General features: G+C 68.2%; 13 protein-coding genes. 7 read left to right on the forward strand and 6 right to left on the reverse strand.

Annotation, left to right across the window (positions count from 1 at the left end):
- Window positions 1–68 precede the first annotated feature (68 nt).
- Window positions 69–4,169 carry a two-component regulator propeller domain-containing protein gene (locus FMQ63_RS18565; protein WP_216608447.1) on the forward strand — a complete coding sequence of 1,367 codons (4,101 nt, stop codon included), beginning with the start codon at window positions 69–71 and terminating at the stop codon, window positions 4,167–4,169.
- A 17-nt stretch (window positions 4,170–4,186) separates the two neighbouring features.
- On the opposite strand, the gene FMQ63_RS18570 is transcribed toward FMQ63_RS18565, so the two are convergent.
- Entirely contained in the window at window positions 4,187–5,158 is a 972-nt protein-coding gene (locus FMQ63_RS18570) for a PDR/VanB family oxidoreductase (protein WP_011557124.1), read from the reverse strand.
- 280 nt (window positions 5,159–5,438) lie between these two features.
- Between FMQ63_RS18570 and FMQ63_RS18575 the strand changes: the two genes are divergently transcribed.
- The 4 genes from FMQ63_RS18575 (at window position 5,439) to FMQ63_RS18590 (ending at window position 8,164) form a co-directional block, all read left to right on the forward strand.
- A complete protein-coding gene (locus FMQ63_RS18575) occupies window positions 5,439–6,074 on the forward strand; it encodes a hemerythrin domain-containing protein (RefSeq protein WP_026114102.1) in 636 nt (211 codons plus the stop codon).
- Window positions 6,075–6,243: 169 nt separating this feature from the next.
- Window positions 6,244–6,990: an SIMPL domain-containing protein gene (locus tag FMQ63_RS18580; RefSeq protein WP_011557122.1), complete on the forward strand. Its 747-nt coding sequence runs from the start codon at window positions 6,244–6,246 to the stop codon at window positions 6,988–6,990.
- A 26-nt stretch (window positions 6,991–7,016) separates the two neighbouring features.
- Window positions 7,017–7,169 (forward strand): hypothetical protein, encoded by a 153-nt coding sequence (locus FMQ63_RS18585; protein ID WP_011557121.1) that lies wholly within the window; start codon window positions 7,017–7,019, stop codon window positions 7,167–7,169.
- 464 nt (window positions 7,170–7,633) lie between these two features.
- A complete protein-coding gene (locus FMQ63_RS18590) occupies window positions 7,634–8,164 on the forward strand; it encodes a hypothetical protein (RefSeq protein ID WP_020478052.1) in 531 nt (176 codons plus the stop codon).
- A gap of 34 nt (window positions 8,165–8,198) precedes the next feature.
- Here the strand turns inward: FMQ63_RS18590 and FMQ63_RS18595 are convergent, their stop codons facing one another.
- The 5 genes from FMQ63_RS18595 to FMQ63_RS18615 all read right to left on the reverse strand — a co-directional run bounded on the left by FMQ63_RS18595 (window position 8,199) and on the right by FMQ63_RS18615 (window position 18,363).
- Window positions 8,199–11,189, reverse strand: a complete 2,991-nt coding sequence (locus FMQ63_RS18595) for a putative Ig domain-containing protein (RefSeq protein ID WP_011557119.1) — start codon at window positions 11,187–11,189, stop codon at window positions 8,199–8,201.
- Window positions 11,190–11,352: 163 nt separating this feature from the next.
- Window positions 11,353–13,302, reverse strand: coding sequence for an Ig-like domain-containing protein (locus tag FMQ63_RS18600; protein ID WP_011557118.1), 1,950 nt, complete (start codon window positions 13,300–13,302; stop codon window positions 11,353–11,355).
- Between the two features lie 119 nt (window positions 13,303–13,421).
- Window positions 13,422–14,840 carry an IgA Peptidase M64 gene (locus FMQ63_RS18605; protein ID WP_171452196.1) on the reverse strand — a complete coding sequence of 473 codons (1,419 nt, stop codon included), beginning with the start codon at window positions 14,838–14,840 and terminating at the stop codon, window positions 13,422–13,424.
- 156 nt (window positions 14,841–14,996) lie between these two features.
- On the reverse strand, window positions 14,997–16,583 hold the full coding sequence (locus FMQ63_RS18610) for a PEGA domain-containing protein (RefSeq protein WP_011557115.1): 1,587 nt from the start codon (window positions 16,581–16,583) through the stop codon (window positions 14,997–14,999).
- Window positions 16,558–18,363, reverse strand: coding sequence for an Ig-like domain-containing protein (locus tag FMQ63_RS18615; protein ID WP_225909634.1), 1,806 nt, complete (start codon window positions 18,361–18,363; stop codon window positions 16,558–16,560). Before FMQ63_RS18615 ends, FMQ63_RS18610 begins: the two co-directional genes overlap by 26 nt.
- Before the next feature lie 365 nt (window positions 18,364–18,728).
- On the opposite strand from FMQ63_RS18615, the gene FMQ63_RS18620 reads away from it, so the two are divergent.
- Together FMQ63_RS18620 and FMQ63_RS18625 are read left to right on the forward strand one after the other, a co-directional pair.
- Entirely contained in the window at window positions 18,729–19,733 is a 1,005-nt protein-coding gene (locus FMQ63_RS18620) for an SDR family oxidoreductase (protein WP_011557113.1), read from the forward strand.
- Between the two features lie 83 nt (window positions 19,734–19,816).
- Window positions 19,817–20,824: a diacylglycerol kinase family protein gene (locus tag FMQ63_RS18625; protein WP_026114101.1), complete on the forward strand. Its 1,008-nt coding sequence runs from the start codon at window positions 19,817–19,819 to the stop codon at window positions 20,822–20,824.
- Window positions 20,825–20,844 lie beyond the last annotated feature (20 nt).

The following is a 20,844-nucleotide window of genomic DNA, read 5'->3' on the forward strand; positions in this document are numbered from 1 at the left end:
CGTTCCAGCTCAGGTGAATTCGGCGGCGTGTGGCCTCTGGGCCGTTTCTGCCGGACACTGCGGGCGACATGCGCACTCCGGGGCAGCGAGCCCGCGCTCTCGGGCGGGGGTTCATCGGGTGGTTCTTCGTCGTGGGACTCGTCCTGGCAACGCCGGGCATGGCCCTGGACCCCCAGCGTCGTGTCTCGCAGTACAGCCAGGACATGTGGCGCAGCGACGACGGGCTGCCGCAGAACAGTCTGCTGTCCATGGTCCAGACGCGCGACGGCTACCTCTGGCTGGGCACGTGGGAGGGGCTGGCCCGTTTCGATGGCGCGCGCTTCACGGTGTTCGACAAGCGCAACGCGCCGGAGCTGCGCAACCACACCATCAAGGCGCTCGCGGAGGATGCGTCGGGCACGCTGTGGGTGGGCACGGGCCAGGGGCTGGTGGCGTACCGCAAGGGCCACTTCGAGCGCGCGCCGGGCGCCGCCGCGTCGCTGGACTCCGCGCGGGTGGAGACGCTGGTGGCCGCGGATGGCGTGCTCTGGGTGGGGACGACGACGGGCCTCTGGCAGGTGCCGCTGGGCGAGGGCGTGGCGCGCCAGTACACGGAGGCGGATGGCCTGCCTGCCTCCCACATCACGGCGCTGACGCCCGGTGAGGGCACGTCGCTCTGGGTGGGCACGCCGGAGGGGCTGGCCCGGTGGGTGGATGGGCGCGTGGAGCCGGCGCCGTTCCCCTTCCCCGGGCCGGAGTCCCGGCCCTATGTGATGGCGCTGCGTCGCGATGCGACGGGCGTGCTCTGGCTGGGGACGAAAGCGGGCCTCTATTCGTGGAATGGCCTGGTGGCCTCGCGCTTCACGACCGACGAAGGCCTGCCGTCCCTGTCCGTCAACGCGCTGTACGCCGACGGTGACGGCAACCTCTGGGTGGGCACGCATCGCGGCGGCCTGACGCGGCACAACTCGAAGGGCTTCAGCGAGCCGGTGCCCGGCATGGAGTGGATGGCGGAGTCCGCGGTGTTGTCGCTGCTGGAGGACCGGGACGGCCACCTCTGGGTGGGCACCTATTCGGGCCTGATGCGCCTGCGTGACGGTCCCTTCGCCACATATGGCATCCCCGAGGGCCTGGCCGACGAGACGGTCAGCGCCGTGCTGGAGGACCGCCGCGGCACGCTGTGGGTGGGGACCACCAGCGGCCTGTTCCGGTACGAGAACCGCACGTTCCACCACGTGGGCACCGAGCAAGGGCTTCCGGAGAGCGTCATCCCCGCGATGCACGAGGCGCATGACGGGACGCTCTGGGTGGGCACCCTCACCGGTGCATACCGGTATGACGGCCAGCGCTTCACGCGGGTGTCGCGCGCGCAGGGGCTGCCGCACGACGTGGTGACGGCCATCCTGGTCGACTCGCGGGGGGACACGTGGCTGGGCACGCAAGCGGGCCTGGCGCGGATGCATGGCGGCGGCGTGACGGTGTACGGCCCGAAGCACGGCTTCACCAACCCCATCATCGTCATGGTGGAGGACTCGCGCGGCCGGGTGTGGTTCGGCTCGGACACGGGGCTGGTGCGCTGGGACGGCGAGCAGAAGGGCTTCCAGCGCTTCACGCAGCAGGACGGGTTGCCGGGCGACCTGGTGCTGGCGCTGCACGCGGACCCTGACGGTACGGTGTGGGTGGGCACGGAGACGGGGCTGGGCCGGTGGCGCGAGGACACCTGGGCGCGCTTCACCGTCGCGCAGGGCCTGTACGACGACGCGGTGTTCAGCCTGGTGCCGGACGGGGACGGCTCGCTGTGGATGAGCAGCAACAAGGGCGTGTCCCGCGTGTCCCGGCGCGACCTGGAGGACGTGGCGGCTGGCGTGCGTCCGCGTTTGACGACGATGGACTTCGACACGCGCGACGGCATGCGCAGCGCGGAGTGCAACGGCAACACCCAGCCGTCGGCGTGGCGGGGGGAGGACGGGCGGCTGTGGTTCACCAACCTGCGCGGCGCCATCGTGGTGGACCCGGTGCGGGTGCGCGAGAGCCGGCAGCCGCCCGAGGTGCGGATTGAAGAGGTGCGCGTCCAGGGCACGCCGGTGCCGATGGAGGGGCCGGTGGAGCTGGAGCCCGGGGCCTCGCGGCTGGAGATTCGCTTCACGGCCTTCACGCCGGTGGACGCGGCGCGGCTGCCCTTCCGCTACCGGCTGGCGGGCCATGACGACACCTGGGTGCACGCGGAGTCGCGGCGGGCCCTGTACAACGGCCTGCGGCCCGGCAGCTACCGCTTCGAGGTCCAGGCGAAGGGCCGGGACGGCGGGTGGACCGAGCCGGTGTCCCTGGACGTCGTGTTGGAGCCGAAGCTGTGGCAGCGCACGGGCTTCTGGCTGCTGTGCGTACTGGGCGTGGGGATTCTGGGCGTCAGCGTGTACCTGCTGCGCGTGGGGCAGTTGAAGGACCGCGAGCGGTGGCTGGCGGAGCGCGTGAAGGACCGCACGCAGGCGCTGGCGCGGGCCAACGCGGAGCTGGAGGCGAACATGCACACGCTCCGGCAGGCGCAGGCGCAGCTCGTGCAGACGGGGCGGCTGGCGGCGGTGGGACAGCTCGCGGCGGGCGTGGGGCACGAAATCAACAACCCGCTGGCGTACATCGTGTCGAACCTGGAGCACGCCAGCGAGGAGGCGGACGCGCTCGCGCGGGAGTTGGACGGGACGCGCGACGTGGGCGCTCGCTTGAAGGATGTGAATCAGGCGCTGCGTGACGCGCTGCTGGGCGCGGACCGCGTGCGGCGCATCGTCCAGGACTTGAAGATGTTCTCCCGGCCGGATGACGAGAAGCAGGGGCCGGTGGAGTTGCACGCGGTGCTCGACTCGGCGGTGAAGATTGCCATGGGCGAGCTGCGCCCACGCGCGAAGCTGGTGCGCGACTACGGCGACGTGCCGCGCGTGGAGGGCAACGAGGCGCGCCTGGCACAGGTGTTCCTCAACCTGCTCATCAACGCGGCGCAGGCGCTGCCGGAGGGACAGGCGGGGACGAACGAGGTGCGGCTCGTCACGCGCAGGGGCCCGGATGGGCGGGTGGTGACGGAGGTGCGCGACACGGGCAGCGGGATTTCGCTGGAGCTGCTCGGCCGCATCTTCGACCCCTTCTACACGACGAAGCCGGTGGGCGTGGGCACGGGGCTGGGGCTGTCGCTGTGCCACGCCTACCTGACGGCCATGGGCGGCACCATCGCCGTGGACAGCGAGGCCGGGCGGGGCTCGGTGTTCCGCGTGACGCTGAGGGCCGCGGCGGAGGCGCAGCGGGTTGGCGGGGACGGTGCCTCGGTGGAGCCTCCCGCGACGTCGGACCGAGGCGTGCCGGGGGCCGCCGTGCCTGTGACTCCAGCGTCTTCGGGAGACATCGCAACGGTGCCCGATGTGTCTGTCGAGCACGGTGTGGCGGCGAGCGACGCGACCACGATGCGCCTGCGTGGCGAGGCCGCCCCGCGTGCCGAACTGGACTCGACGCCGCAGGCCTCTGCTCCGGAGCGGACGCAAGGCGCTGGGTGGGGCATCACTCCTCCACAGGCGAAGTCCACGGACGGCCGGGCAGCGGATTCCGCCGCCCTGGCGGCGAGCCAGGAGAACGGAGGGCGGATGGCCGCACAGAACGCCAGTGTCACGTCCGGCATGTCACGGTCATCGGAGGCGGGCACCGTGGGCTCGCACCAGGGAGAGCCGTCGTCCACCCATGCGAGCGCGGAGGGGTCGCCTCCAGACCGCATGGGCGAGGATGGACGGTTCTCCGCTACCGAGGCGGCAACGCGAGGCCGCGTGCTGGTGGTGGACGACGATGCCCTGGTGAGTGGCGCCATCCGCCGCACTCTCGCGCGAGAGAACGACGTGGATGTGTTGGTGAGCGCGCGGCGAGCCCTGGAGAAGCTGACCGGGACAGAGGCCCGTTACGACGTGGTGCTCTGCGACCTGATGATGCCGGAGATGACCGGGATGGACCTGTACGACGCGCTCGCGCAGGTGGACTCGCGAGCGGCGGAGCGCATCGTGTTCATCACCGGCGGTGCCTTCACGGCCACCGCGCGGACGTTCCTGGAGCGCGTGGCGAATCCGCGCGTGGAGAAGCCCTTCGACCCGGAAGCCTTGCGCCAGCTCGTCCGGTCCGAAGTGGCGCGTGCTCGCCGGGAGGCGTCGGGCCGGGCGGCATAGCTCCTGGCCCGGCCGTGTCAGAGGTCCAGCACCAGCCGCTTGGAGCGGGCGCGTGACACGCAGACGAGCATGCGCTGGTCACCCGCGGGCTCCGCCTGGAAGAAGGTGTCGCGGTGGTCGGGCTGGCCATCGCAGACCCGTGTGACGCAGGTGCCGCACGTCCCGGCCTCGCAGTCACTGGGGATGCGCACACCGTTGCGACGCAGCACGTTGAGCACCGACTGGCCGACGGGTACCTGCAGCACCTGGCCCGTGCTGCGGATGGTCACCTCGAAACCCTGCTCCTCCCGGCCCGTGGCGGCGCTGGTGCCCTCGGCGGTGAAGGACTCGAAGTGCACCTTCTCCCAAGGCCAGCGGTGCAGGGTGGCCGCGTCGCGCACGGCTTTCATCAACCCCGTGGGACCGCAGCAGTACAGCCGGGCCCCCGGCTGTCGCGTGGCCAGCAGTCCCTTCACGTCCAGGCCCCGGGCCGGGTCCCCTCCGTCGAAGGAGAAGCGCACGTGCTCGGCGAAGGGCGCCTGGGAGAGCAGTTCGTGGAAGGCGGTGCGGCCGGGCGCGCGCGCGCAGTAGTGCAGCGTGTAGTCCGCGCCGGTGCGCTGAAGCACGCGCGCCATGGACAGTATGGGGGTGATTCCGATGCCTCCCGCCACCAGCACGTAGCTGCGCGCGAACAGCAGGGGGAAGTTGTTGCGAGGAGGCTTCACCTCCAGCACGTCCCCCTCGTGCACCCGTTCGTGCATGGCGTTCGAGCCCCCGCGGCCCTTGGCATCGCGGGCCACGGCGATGACGTAGTGGTGGGTCTCCTCCGGGTCGTTGCAGAGTGAATACGCGCGCAGGAAGTCTCCCGGACCTGGGACGCGGACCTCCAGGTGGGCGCCGGCCTCGAAGGGGGGCAGGGGGCCTCCCTCCGTCGCGACCAGCTCGTACGACAGGATGTCCTCGGCCTCGCGAGTCACGCGCGCGACCCGGACGCGCAGGATGTCATTCATCACGGTGCTCTCCCTTCCCCAGTCCCACCAGCGGCGCACCCCATCCTCCCGAGGTACGGTGGCACGGACATTGGCCCGCGAAACGCCCACGGGTGATTGCCCGGGAGTCTCGGAGCCCGTCGCATCCCCAGCGGTGTGGCGGGTTGCCCGTTGAGCGGCCGTGCGGCCAGGCCGCCCATGTGCCGCTCGCGCATCCAAGCGGCGTCATCCCCACCATCCACGACATGCCGCGCTGCGCCAGGGGGCCAGCGGCCAACGAACTCTTCAGGGAGGTGAGTCCATGGATGCCATCGCGTTGCTGAAGGCGGACCACAAGACGGCGGAGCAGTTGTTTCGAAAGTTCGAGAAGGCGGGCCCCAATGCACACAAGTTGAAGCGTCGGCTGGTGGACCAGATGGTCACCGAACTGGCCGTGCACGCCGTCATCGAGGAGCAGGTGTTCTACCCCGCGGTTCGTTCACGCTCGGAGGAGTTGGGGCCGGACGTGCTGCGCTCGTTGGAGGAGCACCACGTGGTGAAGTGGCTGCTGGCGGAGCTGGACGGAATGTCTCCGGAAGCCGAGCGTTTCGACGCGAAGGTGCAGGTGTTGATGGAGAACGTGCGCGCGCACGTCCTGCAGGAGGAGAGCGACCTCTTCCCGGCGCTGAAGAAGGTCTTCCGTCCGCAGGAACTTCGGACGATGGGCGACGTGCTGGAGATGTCGCGGAAGGCGGCGCCCACGCGGCCGCACCCGATGGCGCCGGACACGCCGCCCGGCAACCTGGTCGTGGGCGCGGTGTCGGCGGTGATGGACATGGGCCGGGATGCGCTGAGGGCCGCGCGGCGGAAGGCCACCACGAAGGTGCGCTCGGTGGCGAGCCGGGGCCCCGGTCAGGTGGTGCGGGAGATGGCCGGCGCCGAAGCCAGCGGTCCGTGACATTCCGCCGGGACAGGATTCCGGCCAGTCCGGCGCTCCTTCTTCCCGGAGGGAGAAGGAGCGCCCCGGGCACGGGCACGAGGAATATGAATGTCACCCGTTGACGGCCGTTCCAAGGGGTAAGGACGTTGCAGTACGACCCGCAGCGGCCCATTCCTGAGGAGGCACCATGTTCGCTCGACCTGTTCGACCCCTGTTGCTGACAGCGATGTTGCTCACTGGCCTGACGGCCTTCGCGCAGCCCCAGCCCGTCTCCGCGCCGCGTGCGCAGGCCCCGGCGGGCATGCGGACGATTCGCGTGGAAGGCACCGGTGAGGTGAAGGCGCAGCCCGACGAGGCCTTCATCGACGTGGCGGTGGAGACGCTGGCGCCGAACGCGAAGGCGGCGGGCGAGCAGAACGCGAAGCGGATGGAGAAGGTGATTGCGGCGCTGACGTCCGCGGGTATCGCGCGGCGGGACATCCAGACGCGTAACTACTCGGTGTACCCGGAGTACGCGCCGCCGCTGCCGAACCAGACGGAGCCGAAGCTGAAGGGCTACCGGGTGAGCAACCTGGTGAGCGTCCACGTGAAGGACCTGTCGCGGGTGGGGAACCTGCTGGACCAGGCCCTGGCGGCGGGCGCGAACCGGGTGGACTCGGTGCGCTTCGGGCTGAGCCGCCAGGAGGCGGTGCAGGGCGAGGCCCTGCGGCAGGCGGTGGCGCGGGCGCGCAAGTCGGCGGAGGTGCTGGCCGCGTCGCTGAACGTGAAGCTGGGCGCGGTGCTCGACGCGAGCACGGTGACGGAGCCGCCGCAGCTCTACCCGGCGCGCTTCGCGATGGCCGAGGTCGCGGATGCCCGCGCGATGGCGACGCCCATCCAGCCCGAGGAGCAGACGGTGCAGGCGAAGGTGACGCTCATCTTCGCCATCGAGTAGTTCCGAGGGCCGTCGGGGGCTGACCGGTGCCCCCGACGGGAGTGCGCGCGTCGAGTGGTGGGACGACGTGCGGCTTCTTCCCCTTCCTTCACGGCGGTCCGGACGAGCGCATGGATGCCGATGCGCTGCTGTTCGAACTCCGCTCCCTCCGCTTCACGAAGGGGCTCGGCACGCCGTAGGCAGCCCCTCCGAGTTTCTCCTGCGAAAGCCCGAACCCGTCCTCATGCGCTTTGTTGACGCGGCCGTAGCGCTCGTCCGCGCTGACGAACGAGACCAGGGCGATGATGCGTCGAGCAGCATGGCCTGCTCCTCCTCACTGGCGCGCAGCCGCTCCGAGAGGGCTTTGTTGCGCTGAGACACCCGCGCGGGAGGTACTCCTCGGGCAGGCTTTACGAGGATGAAGGCCGACTGGTGCGTTCGAGGTCGGGGCATCCACGCAGGCCGAGGGGCCGTGCGGTGGAGCGCTTTACCGCCCTCCCGGTCGCCATCAAGGTGCACCTTGGGAAGCACCAGGTTCTCGGCCGCCAGGGCCATCCGCATGTTGAGGAAGAGACAGGAGCGGGCCGGCGCGGGCCGGCCGTCGCGATGAACTTCCACACGCGGGGGATACGAGCGCATGAGGGCAACGCGCGGTTGGAGGCTGATGGCATTCGGGCTGTTCGCCGTGTGGCTCGGTTGCGGCCAGCGGAACGAGAGCCGGGGGCCTCCATCCGCGAGTGAGCGAGAAGGCCGCTCGGATGTCCTTCGCGGCCTCGTGGCCTCACGCGAGCGGCCCCCGGAATCCGGGGCGCCTGGCTCCGGCTCACTTCCCGTGGGCACGCAGGGGGCGGGGCAGGGAGGTTCAGGGCGACCAGCGCCCACGGAGCAGCTCCATGGCCGCGTGGAGTGGGTGGGCGACAACGAGCTGCTCATCCGCGGCGCTGACGGCGTGGAGTACGACGTCGGAGTGGATGAGCAGACCCGCCTCTTCATGAAGGGCGAGCTCGTCACGGGCCTGCGGGAGTATCACGAGGGAGACGAGGTTCGTGTCACCTACGGCGATGGACCCGGAGGTCTGGTGGCGCACCGCGTGGATGGGATGCCGGGGCCCGGTGCCGAACCACCGCGTCAGCAAGAGTCAGCCCCACGCGAGGACACCGCGGGCCCAGGCGCGCCGCTCGATTCACTTCGCTGAAACCGAGGTCGGGGGCGTCTTTCGCGGGAGCGGGTCAGAACGCCCGGCCATCCACACGGAGGCCCGGGGATGAGCTGAGCCCTGGGGTTATCAGGTGGTGGTAGTCGAACGCCGCGCCGGGCGTGGCATCGGGCGACCGGTTGAAGGAGATGTTGTCGAAGGTGCCTCCGTAGGACATCTCATTGACGTTGCTCCCATCGGGCGAGAGGAGCCTGACGACGTCGCCATCGTTGTTGAGGCCCAGGCCGCCCGAGGATGCGGCCACGGTATCGGGCGTACCGGCCGGGAAGCCTCGAGCGCCACCAAAGACGACGAAGACCCGGCCGGGAGCGAGCGTGGTGCCGGGGGCGAAGACATGCCGCACGGATGCGGAGTCCGACAGGCTCCAGCGGGACAGGTCCGCGGTGGAGGTCCCCGCGTTGTACACCTCGATGAATTCGTAGTGGGTGTCCGACACGGTCTGCCCGGGTGGGATGGGCTCGTTGGGCAGGACCTCGTTGATGATGAGGTTGGACAAGGGCTCCGGGTCCGTGACGCCGCCGGAGTCTCCCAGGTCGTAGCTGCTGATGACGGGATAGTGGTCGCTGACGATGTCGCCGTAGTTGGGAATCCACGCGTCCGGGCGCAGGATTTCGACGGAGCCGGGCAGGTAGTTCGCGGCCAGCTCGTTGGAGACGAGCGTGTGGTCGATGGCGTCGGGATAGTCGACGGTGGTGCGCAAGCCGCGCAGGGACAGTGGCTCGGTGATGAAGGTGTAGCGCTGCGTGTCGGCCACGAACGGCGCGAAGGGGCTGGGCAGCGGGGCGCCGTCGCTGCCTTGGGTGATGGACTGGTCGACATCGTCATTCCAGTCGCCAATGACGAGCACGCGCTCGGAGGGCAGGGATGTGTCGAGATACGACTTGAGCGCCGCGCTGGAGCGTTGCCGCTGTTCGTAGGCGGTCTGGTTGTCGAACGCCTTCAGGTGAACGACGATGACGACCAGTGGAGTGCTCACTCCGTCGACGGTGGTGGTGAAGTCCACGCGCAGCGGCGGCCGGCCACCGAAGTCCGCGGCGTTCGCGGTGAGGATGAGCTGCGCCTCCTGAAGCGTGAGGGTGCTGTCGTAGAGGATGCCGGGCTTCTGCTCGCCATTGCTGTAGTAGGCCGTTCCGTTGGGGACGAAGGACGTGTCATTGGCGAGGAAGCCATTGAAGCCGGGAAGCTGCTCCTTGAGGGTGGCAAAGTCCGCGGCGTCCACCATCTCCACGAGGCCCCACACGTTGACCCCCGAGTCGCGAATGATGTCGCGCGCGTGGGCCATCTGAAGGTCGTCCGGCGGGCCCTGGGTGGGGGCACCGAACCACTCGAGGTTCCAATGGCCCACTGTGAGGGGTGCGCTGGCGGTGCGCACGTGGAGGACCATCGCGTGCCAGCCCTGTTTGCCCGTGGCGTCCGTCACCGTGACTGTGAATGCTGAGTACCCGAGCTCCGAGAGGGTGCCGCTGAGGGTGCCTGCTGTTGAGAGCGTGAGCCCCGAAGGCGGCATCCCCGACACGATGTGCCAGGAAAGCGGCGCCTTTCCGCCGGATGCTTGCAGTTGGGTGGCGTAGGGCAGGTCCTTGCGCGCATCGGGCAGCGATGTGGTGACGACGGTGGGGAGTTCGTAGACCGTGAGGGTGAAGGCGCGTGTGCCCGTCCGTCCGTTCGCGTCGGTGACGACGGCCTGTCCGCTGGTGGTGCCGGGAGCGGGAGGCGTGCCTGAGAGCCGTCCGGAGGCGGAGAGCTGCAGCCAGGAGGGAAGGGGGCTGGCTGGAGCGAACGAATACGGCGCCTTTCCGCCGGTGACGGAGTACGTGGCGTTGAAGGACTGCGAGACATACCCGTCGAGCTGAATCGCAGGTCCATCCACGGACGGAGGCCGGTGCACGACAAGGTCGAGCGCCCGGGTGCCGACGCGTGCGTCGGCGTCGGTGACTTGGACGGAGAAGGAGAAGGTACCCGTCGTGGACGCGGTGCCTTCGAGCAGGCCGGCGCTGGTGAGCCGGATGCCGGCGGGAAGCGAACCCGCGCTGAGCACCCATGCATAAGGCGCCCGTCCACCCATCACCAACAGGCCTTGTCGATACGCGGCATCGGTATAGGCATCCGGTAGCGCGCTGGGGGTGAGGGTGATGCCGCCCTGGACGGTGAGGTTGAACGTGGCGGACGACGCACGGCCATTGGCGTCCTGGATTTCGACCGTGAAGGAGGCGGCTCCTGGTTCGCTGGGTGTCCCTCGGACACGGCTGGCATCCAGTTGGAGGCCCGTGGGCAAGGCACCTGAGGTGATGCGGAACGTGAGCGGTGGTCGCCCTCCAACGGCGTGAAGCTCCGTGGAGTAGGCCGCTCCGAGCGAGGCGGAGGGGAGCGTGTCGCTCGCGAGATAGGGCGCGGTGAAAGTGGAGAGCGAGAGGACACGTTGGCTCGAAAGCCCGGTGGCGTCCTGCACGTGGACGGTGACGGAGAAGGTGCCGGAGCTGGCGGGAACGCCGGAGATGTGCCCCTGTGTATCGAGGCGCACGCCCGACGGGAGGGTGCCCTCCGCGAGCGTCCAGGTGTACGGCGTCGTGCCGCCCGAAGCATCGAGTTGCGCGGCGTAGTTGTCGCCGACGTATGCATCGGGGAGCGTGGATGACGCGACCTGGAGGCCGGCGTTGAGCACCTCGAGCTCGAACGTGGCGCGAACAGTCCGTCCGCGGGAATCACGGACCTCCGCGTCGAAGGATGAGGTGCCTGCCGATTGGGGCGTCCCGGTGATTTCGCCCAGGGTGGAGAGGCTGAGTCCGGTGGGCAGTGCGCCCTGCGCGACGCGCCACGAATAGGCAGGCGTGCCTCCCGAAGCGGTGAGGGAGCTGCGATAGGCCTGCGCGACGGATGCGGCGGCGAGCGCCTCCGTGGTGATGGCCAGTCCCGGTCCAGTCTCGTCAGTGCGGGGAGGCGCGGAGTCAGAACATGCGGTCAGCAGCAGCGCGAGGATGGGAAGCAGGGCGTGATGGGCGCGCATGAAGACTCCGGCCCGCGAAGGAGTCGGGCCCACGGATGAGGTGTCGGCACTGTAGAGGCAGCCGTGACGACGGCGCACAGGGTCCCACTGTACCCAGAGCAAAGAAAAGGGCCGCGGCTCACAAGGAGCCGCGGCCCGGAGGCTTCAGAGTGAAACCATTAGACTACAGGTTGGGCACGCCCCACGAAGGAGCACCCACCGCCCAGTCTTCCTTCATGTTGGTGTCCGTCGCGCTGATGCGGCGGACGCTGTTGCTCGTGGCATCAGCGTTGTTCGGAATGCCCGCCCAGGATGCGGACACGTCACCAGCGGAGGGCGTGGACGTGTTGGTGCAGGGGGCACCGTTGCAATCCACCGGGGACCACTGACCAGCGGCCTGCATGGCCTGCAGGTTGCCCGGGAATGCACCAGGCGGAGTTCCCGCGGCACGGAAGGGCACCGCATCCTGGATAGCGCCTGCGGCGTCCTTCACGAGGATGACGCGGCTGGAGTAGGTGATCGCGGAGTCCGTGCCCTTGCTTTCGCCGACGAAGTCCCAAGCCGTGTCGTAGTTGCCAGCCGCGGTGCTCGTGGGGAACTGGTCCTTGGACGTGGTCTCCGCCTTCACGGTGGCGGGCGCATTGATATGCACCACGATGATGTCTCCCGCAGCGACGTCCACGTCAGGGAGCCTCGCCAACAGCCGAGCAGTAGTCACATCCATCTCAACGGTGATATTGTTGGTTGTTCCCGCAGTAATGACCTGCAGCTCGACCAGATCCTGGTGCGACGCGGCGTTCGGCTGCACCTCGGTCAGACGGAGAACGGCCGGCGTGCGGAAGCCGCGGAACGCCTGCGTGCTGCCCTCGGCGGCCACAACGCCACCCGCCAAGTCCGTCACGGTGTTCGCAACGGTGACAGAGTAGTTGGTGCCCGGGGTCTGCTCGCTCGTGGTCAGGAAGACCTGCTTCCCTTCGACGCGGAACGCGGAAACAGTCAGGCTCTCGGTGAGCGTGAACTGCTCCGGCGCGTTGGTGATGCTCGCCGCCGAGATGTTGCGGCTGAAGCTGAGCACAAGCTCCGTCAGCGATGTCGCGGAAGCCGACTCGAACGTCGGCGCGGCGCAGCCCGACAGGGTGAGCTCAGACGCCGTGAACGCGGACGGCTGCGCGTTGGCGTCGAACCGCCAGATGGGGCCCGCGTTCAGCGTGAACGTGCAGCCCTGGGTGATGTCGAGCTCGGTGGCGAGCGTCGCGGGCACGCGGAGCCGGAAGTTGGCGGCGCCAGCGGTGACACCCGCGGTGGTGATCTGGAATCCAGTGTAGCCGGCGCCAATGCCACTGCCGGCCGCGGCAATCGTGCCCGTCAGGTAGGTGAGCTCGGACTCCACGGAGTCCAGACCGGTCACCAGCGTGTCCGACGTGTCCGCGGAGCGGTTCACGGCGAGGCCGGCCGGCGTGGCCGTCGACTGGGTCTGAACCGGGTGGCCTTGGCTGATGACCGTGGTTCCGGTGACGGCGGACGCGGAGCGCAGACCGCCGTCGGTCGCCTTCGACGACACGGAGAAGCTGACCCGGTCACCCACGGCGACCGCGGCCAGCGCCGTCGCGTCGGACACGAACAGGGCGGGGCCCTGGGCCTCGGCCTGGACGAAGAAGCCGGGGAGCTCGCTGCTGCCCGTCACCGCGGGCTTGATGAACGTGACGAACGCACCCTCGATGGCCAGCGCGGGGTCGAGCGCGCCATCCGCCGCATCCCGGACCGCCTGGATCTGCGTGCTGGTCGTCGCCACCGGCGTGACAAAGCCCGAGTCCTCGCACGTGCTCGTCGTGGTGTTGCAGGTCTCGGTCAGACCGCAGGTCGCGTTGCTGGTGCAGCCCTCCGGGTCGGTGCCCGCGTCGCCTTCGCCGGCATCCGGCTCGGTGCCCGCGTCTTCCTCGGTGCCCGCATCCGGGCCCTGGGTGATGTCGCGCTGCTCGCACGTTCCAGAGTTACAGGTCCACTGCTTGCCAGCGGCCGGCGTGCCCTTGTCCGTGCGGCAGTCAAACTGGTCAACGCATTCGTCGCCACATCCCGTGCCCATCGTGACCATCACGGCCGTGACGACCGCCGGGAGCCAAAATCGTCTCTGCATGAGTTCCCCTCCATGGGAAGCAGGTTGCGTCCCCCTTACACCTGAACCGGAGGGCAATCCAATGTCCGCTCCTGGTGACATGGGCATTTCACACAAGGGGTGCCCGGATTTTCAGGCGTTCAGGGATTGGCCTGAGGAGACATGGCCGGAGGGCCGGAATACAGGTCGATGACTTCGGAGATGGCGCTCTGACACACCGCGCAGAATGGGACGCGATCCCGAGTGAACATCACGCAGTCGACCTGTGGTCGGTAGTAGCCCTTCGACTCGTACATGGCCCCCTCGAAGGCTCCGACCCGGCCTGAATACTTCTGTGAGGAAAGGAACTTTTCCTCCCAGTCCCGCTGGGCCAGGAAGAGCTTGTCCATGTCTGACTCGGGCTTTCGCTGCGCCCGAATGTGGCCGCGCTGCTTCTGCACGGCGGTGGCATGCTTTTCGTATCCCTCCTTGTTCCAGGGGGTAGGCAGGGGTGTTCCTGGTGACACCAGGTGCTTCCACTTCAGGCCTTCCGGGGAGTGGAGCGCGGTGACGTTCTTCTCCCAGGGCTCCAGGCGGTCCGCGGCGGGCGCATAGACGGATTCGGAGGTGTAGTACTCGTCCGCCAGCCCGGCGAAGTGGTGGCCGAACTCGTGCACGAAGACGTAGGGTGCCCACAGGCTGTCCGAGGCGACGGTGCCGTAGAGCCCGAAGATGCCGCCGCCGCCGTAGGTGTTGCCGTTGACCAGGATCTCCACGAACTCGTAGGGCGCGAAGGCCGCTGCCTCGCGGAAGGCCTTGTTGTCGAAGGTGAGCACATATCGCTCACTGCCAAAGGCATCGTAGGTGGCACCGATGGGAGAGCGCCGGTGGACTCCCGTTGAAGGGCGAGAGATGCCGGACTGGGCCGCGGCGGGGACGAGCCCCCACACGTTGAAGTCCGACTTGCGCTCCTTGAAGGGAGAGAAGGTGAAGAGGATGTCCACCATGTGCCGGGCATCCTTCTCGAACTTGGCGTGCTCGGCCTTCGTGTAGCCGTCCCCCAGGATGAGCAGGTCGACCTTCTGCGCTGACGGCCCGTTCTCCAGCAGTTTCAGCAGCGGCCCGGGTGCGGGGGGAGACGAGGCGTCGACGAACATGTCCTTCGGGTCGACAACCAGCGACCACACTTCGCGGAAGGCATTCTGGGCATCCCGCTTCTTGAGGAGCACCTGCACGGGGCGCTCCGGCGCGGGGAAGCGGAGGGACTCATGGAAGGTGCGGTTGCTGCTGCGCGCCTCGTTCGTGACCTCCCACTCGCCGTAGATGGACGCAAAGCCTCGCGAGAACAGGAGCCGGTTGTTCTCCCGGCCTCGGACCTCGAAGAGGTACTTGCCGAGGTTCGTCTCGTCGATGGCTCGTTCCGGGTGGCCGGGCCAGGGCAGCGGCTCGATGACGACCTTGTCGAGGCTGAACCGTTCCTCGGTGGCGTTCCCGGTGTGGAAGTAGTCGACCCGGAGGGTTCGGGGAGAGGCCGCGGAGGCGCTCGTGGCCAGCAGCAGGACGAAGAGGGCTCGCATCATGGGCGGCACTCTATGCGCCGTGGTCGCCCGCGGGTGTGTGTTGACGCTCCTTTCCCATCCAGCACTCGACGTGTCTGCTTGCCTGCTCAAGAGGTGGACTGGCTCGGATGGTCCACCTCTCGCGGAATGCGTGTCCTTGGATTCGTGAATAGTGCGTCAGAACGAACCGGACAGTGAGGCCGCCGCGCCGTGGCTGTCCGCGGAGAGTCCGACCGACACGGGCGGCGCCGAGTTCGAATCAGGAGACAGGAGGTAGAGCACCGCGCCCGTGACAACCGCCGCGCTCCCACCGATGAGCAATCCATTGAGGACGTTGCTCTTCTGAACCAGCGAGTCGCGAAGCCCCATCGCCTCCTTGTCGCTGGACAGAATCCGGCCGTTGTCGAGCCGCTTCTCCAGTGCGTTCACATCCTTCTGAGCAAGAAGGCGGACGATGCCTGCGCCACTGAATGCGGCCACACCCGTTCCCAGCGCGACATACGAGGCCGTGCGGAGTCCGGAGGTGGAGCGTGTTCTGGACGCGTCGCCCTCTGACATGAGGTTGGGGGCCGTCAGGTCCATACCGCCTGCTGACGCGCTCCCGTTTCGGCCCACGTTCCCGGAAGATTCCCACGGGGCCTTTCCATTGGCGTTCATCACCACGAGGTTGGAGGGTGAGCGGCCGGTTGTGACGAAGTCGACCAGCGCCGCGAGTGCCTCGTCCGGAGCGTCCGCGCCCTGGGTCTTGAAGCCGCCTTCGCGGAGCTTCTGTCCTCCTTCGACATTGAGGACGGTGGCCGCGAACCACTTGGGCCCGCTGCTCGGGCGCTCGAGCCGGACGACGATGACCTCTTCCACTCCGAGCGTTCCACCCAGCCGGACCGCATGGCTCAGCGTGCGCTCGTCATTGCCGTCCGAGGTGGCGAGGCAGGGGAAGGGGCTCGCGGAGACAGCGCCCTCATAGGCGACGTCGACGAGCAGCGGCGTCTCCGTGCCCTGCACCTGGATGTGCCGTGGGAAGCTCGTGGTGGCGCCTTTGACGAGCGTGAGGTGATAGGTACCCGGGACGGCATCGAGTGACAGCGGCGTCTGCCCAAGCTTGAGCCCATCCAGGTACACGTCCGCGGCGGGCAGCGTGGACTTCACGGACAACTTCACCTTGCGCGTCTGGGCGAGTTCCTTCCGGAGCTTGTCGAAGTTCTGTCGAACGGAAGGGGCGAAGTAGTCCGGGTTGAGCTGGTACTCGGGCTGGAGCCGCAGCACGTTGCGGAACGCGGTGTCGCTCTCCTTGGGCTTGCCCATGGCGCGGTAGTTGAGGCCGTGGAGGAGCTGGGCTTCGACGTAGAGCTTCCAGCGGGCGTCTCCCACAGGGAGCCGAGTGATCTGCTGCAGGGCTTCGTCGACGGCTTGGAGCGTCCTGGCGTTGCGGCCTTCGTAGAACTGGTCTTGGGCCGCTTCGAGCTGCCGCTGGATGTCCTCGTAGCTCTTGGTGGGCTGCGGGAAGAGCCGGTCGCTGAACTGGTTGGCGGTGAGGGTGTCCTGCTCGGGGCGCGAGGCGAGGGCACCCAGGAATGCCTTGGCCTGCCCGCTCAGCTCCGCGTCCTTGCAGTCACCACTGGCCACCACCGTGCGGCGGGGGGCCGAGTATGCAGTCGTGGACACAAGGCATGCGACAATTGCTGTTGCGATCCTCATCTTTGACTCTCTTGGATACGTAGCTGATGGGCTGAGGCTTGATTTATTTGTTTCTGCGATATACGACAATTTCGACGTGTTGTTCTTCTCTTGGCTCGGTCCAAGCCAATGCCAGATTTCCGGAGGTGTCTGCGTCGAAGCTGTGTGCTCCTATGGAGGTTTGCGTCCCGGGAAAGGCCGCCCGGCTGTTCCATACGAGCTGCCATTGATTGTTCTCTCGACGATGGATGTTGATCATTCCCCCCAGGGTGTCATGTTCGGTCGACATCAGGAGGAGCGCATCATTGGTGGTGAGAGTGCTCCCACGGACTGTTCGGATGCTCGTTGCGTCCGTCCGCGGCGGAGTTCCTAGCGAGACCCATTGGTTGTTGGACCAAATGCTGGAGAACAGGTCATCTTGTGTGCCTGTGCTGCTTCCCGTCCAGGAGATGATGGGTTCATCAGCTGAGTTGAAAAGGAGTGACCTGAGACCGGAGGAATTGGAGGTTTGGTTTGCGCTGCTGTTGACGGACTCTCCTAGTTGCGCCCACTCGCTTCCCGTCCAGCGCCAAACGACGATGCGTCCCCGCATCTCAGTTGCGGGATGCGCAAGGGCGATCGTGGGGTTGTCACGAGAGTCGAGCGCGAGTTGGGGCGTCCGTACCCAGTAGAGGGAGTCATACACAGGAGGACCAATTCGCTGCCACTGCTCATTGAGCCATTGATAGACTTGGATACCGCCCTCGGCGTCTTCTGGGTCCATGCTGGTTGCAACGACAGGCCGACCGTCGCTGGTGAGCGCGAGTGCGACATCCCAGGCATGGGGTCGTTCAGGAACGATTCCTTCGCTGCCTCCAAGTCGTTTCCATGTTTCGCCATTCCATTGTGCGACGTGGATGTAATTGTTGAACTCTGCGCCGAGGTTTTCCGTCCAAGCGATGATTGGATTTCCGTTTGGGAGGATTTGGAGATTGGGGGAAAAGATGGTGAATTCTTCTGGACTCGTTTTCAGCCCGCCTCCGAGCTGTTCCCAGGAGTCACCATCCCATCGGCTCACGAACAGGTTCCCCGTTTGACCATCAAACCGATGTGTCAGAACTGTAGGGTGCCCGCTTGGGCCAAGCTTGAGGTAGGCAGTAACTCCCGCATAGGGATGGCGTGGAACGATTGAGTGCGTCGGATACGGCACGAACTCAGGAACAGCCCAGCTCCACGCCTCCTCCAGATTCACAGCGGCATTCCCAGCCAGGTCCGTCACAGTTCCAGAGAAGGCCAGGGCCACGGTGCTCGGCGCGGTCATCTGTGTCACGGGCACCACCGTCACTGTCTTCCCATCCTCCGACAGGGACGCCGTGTGGGCCACGGCTATGTCGCCCACCGTCAGGTGCACGGACTCCGTCGTCACGGTGCTCTGCTTCACGGGCTCGGAGAACTCGGCGCGGATGGGGCTCTGCACCCAGACCTCCTGGGCGCCCGGTTCCGGCACGCGTGACACCACCCGCGGCGGCGTCCGGTCCACCACCACCTCGCGGTTCGCGCTCACGTACGCGACATCTCCCAGCGCCGCGCGCGCCTCCAGCCGGTACGTCCCTTCCGCTTCTCCCGCCGTGTCCCAGGTGTACGTGTATGGCGGCGCCAGCTCTGCCATCACTTCGCCGTCCTTGAGCAGTTCCACGCGGTCCGGCGTATGGCCCGTCACGTCGAGTCGGACCTCGACCACACCATTCGTGTAGGCCGTTCCCGCCGGCGCGGTGATTCGCACCTCTGCCTGTGCGGGCTCGACGGCCGGCACGTTGATGCACGCGGACGCACACAGGAGGACGACGGCCGCCGTCCAGGGCGGCGGAAGGAAGCGTTCGGAGATGTTCATGGCTCGCGGGCCGAGTGCAGGTTGCGTTCCGTTTCCTGCCCGACAGTCGCTCGCACATACCAAGCCCGCTCCGCTTCCTCCAACCCACCCGTGCTCCGCGAAAAGCCGAGCCATCTCCACCCCTTACCCGCGTGCCACCCCGCCTCCACGTCCCGTGCGGACGCATCACTTCGCGCCCAGCCCCCGTCCCGGCAGTGGACCCCCATCCCCGGCGGCGGTCTGGGACGTGGACCCTCGCGCCGCTCTGCCGCCTGCCCTCCAACCAGGTGTTCGATGACCCGGTGCGTCGCTGTGTGCAATCGCCATCTTCGCGAGGGGAACTCAGGCCATGCGCTGGGGCTCGGCCCGACAAGGAGAACGCGGACATGAAGCGAGCCTGGAAGAACCAAGTCGTCGTCGTCACCGGCGCGTCCAGTGGCATTGGCCGCGCCACCGCGCTGGCCCTGGCGAACAAGGGGGCCCACGTCGTCCTGGCCGCCCGGCGCGAGGAGCCGCTGGAGGACCTGGCTCGCGAGTGCCGGGGGCTCGGCGTCCAGGCCCACGTCGTGCCCACGGACGTGTCCGACGTGGCCGCCGTGCAGCACCTAGCGGACGAGGCGCGCAACGTCTTCGGCCACTTCGATGCGTGGATCAACAACGCGGGCGTCTACCTCATGGGCCGTCTCGAAGAGACACCGGATGACGCCTTCCGACAGGTGATGGAGACGAACTTCTTCGGCACTGTCAGCGGCGCTCGCGCCGCCGTGGCCCAGTTCCGCCGGCAGGGCTACGGCACTCTGGTCAACGTCTCCTCGACCTTTGGGGCGGTCGCCGCGCCGTATGTCAGCGCCTACGTGGCCTCGAAGCACGCCGTGCGCGGCTTCTCGGCGTCTGTCCGCCAGGAACTGCTCGGCACCGGCATCGACGTGTGTACCGTGCTCCCCGCGGCCATCGACACGCCGCTGTGGCAACACACCGCCAACTACACCGGCTGGCGCATCCGTCCCGTGGAGCCCGTCTACACGCCGGAGCGCGTCGCGCGCGCCATCCTCCGGGTCCTCCGCAGCCCCAAGCACGAGGTCTTCGTCGGCCCCGCCGCTCGGAGCTTCGCCGCCATGCACGGCCTGCTGCCCCGCACCTTCGAGCGCACCATGAACGGCGTCACCGAGGCCCATCACTTTGAGAAGGAGCGCCAGGGCCACACCTCTGGGACGCTCTTCCGTCCGATGGCGGAGGGAACGGGGACCTCGGGGGGCCACCACGCGGCGGGCAAGCAATGGCTGCGCCGGCTGTTGGTCGCCGGGGGCGTGGCCGCGGCGGCGTTCTCCCTCGGAAAGAAGCGGGAGGCACGGGGGCTGAAGGCCCGTTTCGCCCATGCACTGGGAGTATGAGGGTCCTTTTTGCGTCACGACGCGTCACCGGTTGCTGCGCCGTGACCGGGCCATGACAAAGCGTGGAGAGAGTCCCGCTCGCCATGAATGACATCGCCGTCCTCGTCAACCTGCGTGCACGCCGGGGCTCCGAAGGCATGGGAGGGCTGGTCCAGCGCTTCCTGCCCCGGGCACGCGTGGCGCTCACCCGTTCGCTCGACGAGGCCCGTGCCTGGATTTCGGACACGCTCCGGCCCAATCCGCCCTCCCTCCTCCTGGCGGGCGGTGGTGACGGGACGATTACGGGGCTGCTCAACGAGCTGCGCACCGCGGGGGTGGCCCTGCCGGCCATTGGCGTGCTCCCGATGGGCACCGGCAACGCCTGGGCCCGCGTCACCGGCGCGCCCCGGCCCGCGGAGGCCTTGAAGCAGATCGCCGCCGTGGGCGAGCGCCTGCCGCCCCTGCGCCCCTTCGCCCTGGTTCGCGTGGAGGGCAAGGTGGCCCCCTTCGCCGGCACGGGCTGGGACGCGGAGATGATTCAGGACTTCAAGAACCAGCTCGCCGCCTCCGGTCCGCTGCGCAGCACCCAGGCCGGCCTGCGCGGCTACCTGGGCGCCATGTTCACCCGGACGGTGCCTCGCCACCTCTTCGGCGAGGGCAACCCCTCAGTGTCCGTCTACAACCTGGGCGACCCCGCCCTCACGGTGGACGCGCGGGGCTCCGTGCAGCCCGTGCCGCATGGGGACAAGGGCGCGCTCCTGTACCGGGGGCCCGCGGGCGTCGCCGGCGCGGCCACCACGCCCGAGTGGGGCTTCGGCTTCAAGGCCTTCCCCTTCGCGCAGGCGGTGCCCCACCGGCTGTCCGTGCGCGTCTATGGCGCCGGTGTGATCGAGGCCACCCGGAACATGTTCCGCCTCTGGCGCGGCGAGCACCCGATGCCCCACATGCATGACTGGTTCGTCCAGCGCCTGCGCATGGACTTCGACCGGGAAGTGCCCTTCCAGATGGGCGGCGACGTCATCGGCATGCGGCGCTCGCTGGAGTTCGACCTGGCCGAGGAGAGCGTTCAGCTCGTCGACTGGCGCCAGCTGTCGCGCATGGTCCGGACCTAGGCCGCGCGGGCCCGGCGGCC

Source organism: Myxococcus sp. CA005 (assembly GCF_006518205.1).
GTDB classification, from domain to species: Bacteria; Myxococcota; Myxococcia; order Myxococcales; family Myxococcaceae; genus Myxococcus; species Myxococcus xanthus.

Bases quoted from the DNA above. Each gene is read 5' to 3' on its own strand.
- FMQ63_RS18620 (WP_011557113.1), top strand. From the start codon at position 18,729: ATGAAGCGAGCCTGGAAGAACCAAGTCGTCGTCGTCACCGGCGCGTCC.
- FMQ63_RS18605 (WP_171452196.1), bottom strand. From the start codon at position 14,840: ATGATGCGAGCCCTCTTCGTCCTGCTGCTGGCCACGAGCGCCTCCGCG.
- FMQ63_RS18600 (WP_011557118.1), bottom strand. From the start codon at position 13,302: ATGCAGAGACGATTTTGGCTCCCGGCGGTCGTCACGGCCGTGATGGTC.
- FMQ63_RS18570 (WP_011557124.1), bottom strand. From the start codon at position 5,158: ATGAATGACATCCTGCGCGTCCGGGTCGCGCGCGTGACTCGCGAGGCC.
- FMQ63_RS18575 (WP_026114102.1), top strand. From the start codon at position 5,439: ATGGATGCCATCGCGTTGCTGAAGGCGGACCACAAGACGGCGGAGCAG.
- FMQ63_RS18625 (WP_026114101.1), top strand. From the start codon at position 19,817: ATGAATGACATCGCCGTCCTCGTCAACCTGCGTGCACGCCGGGGCTCC.
- FMQ63_RS18595 (WP_011557119.1), bottom strand. From the start codon at position 11,189: ATGCGCGCCCATCACGCCCTGCTTCCCATCCTCGCGCTGCTGCTGACC.
- FMQ63_RS18615 (WP_225909634.1), bottom strand. From the start codon at position 18,363: ATGAACATCTCCGAACGCTTCCTTCCGCCGCCCTGGACGGCGGCCGTC.
- FMQ63_RS18590 (WP_020478052.1), top strand. From the start codon at position 7,634: ATGGCATTCGGGCTGTTCGCCGTGTGGCTCGGTTGCGGCCAGCGGAAC.
- FMQ63_RS18565 (WP_216608447.1), top strand. From the start codon at position 69: ATGCGCACTCCGGGGCAGCGAGCCCGCGCTCTCGGGCGGGGGTTCATC.
- FMQ63_RS18580 (WP_011557122.1), top strand. From the start codon at position 6,244: ATGTTCGCTCGACCTGTTCGACCCCTGTTGCTGACAGCGATGTTGCTC.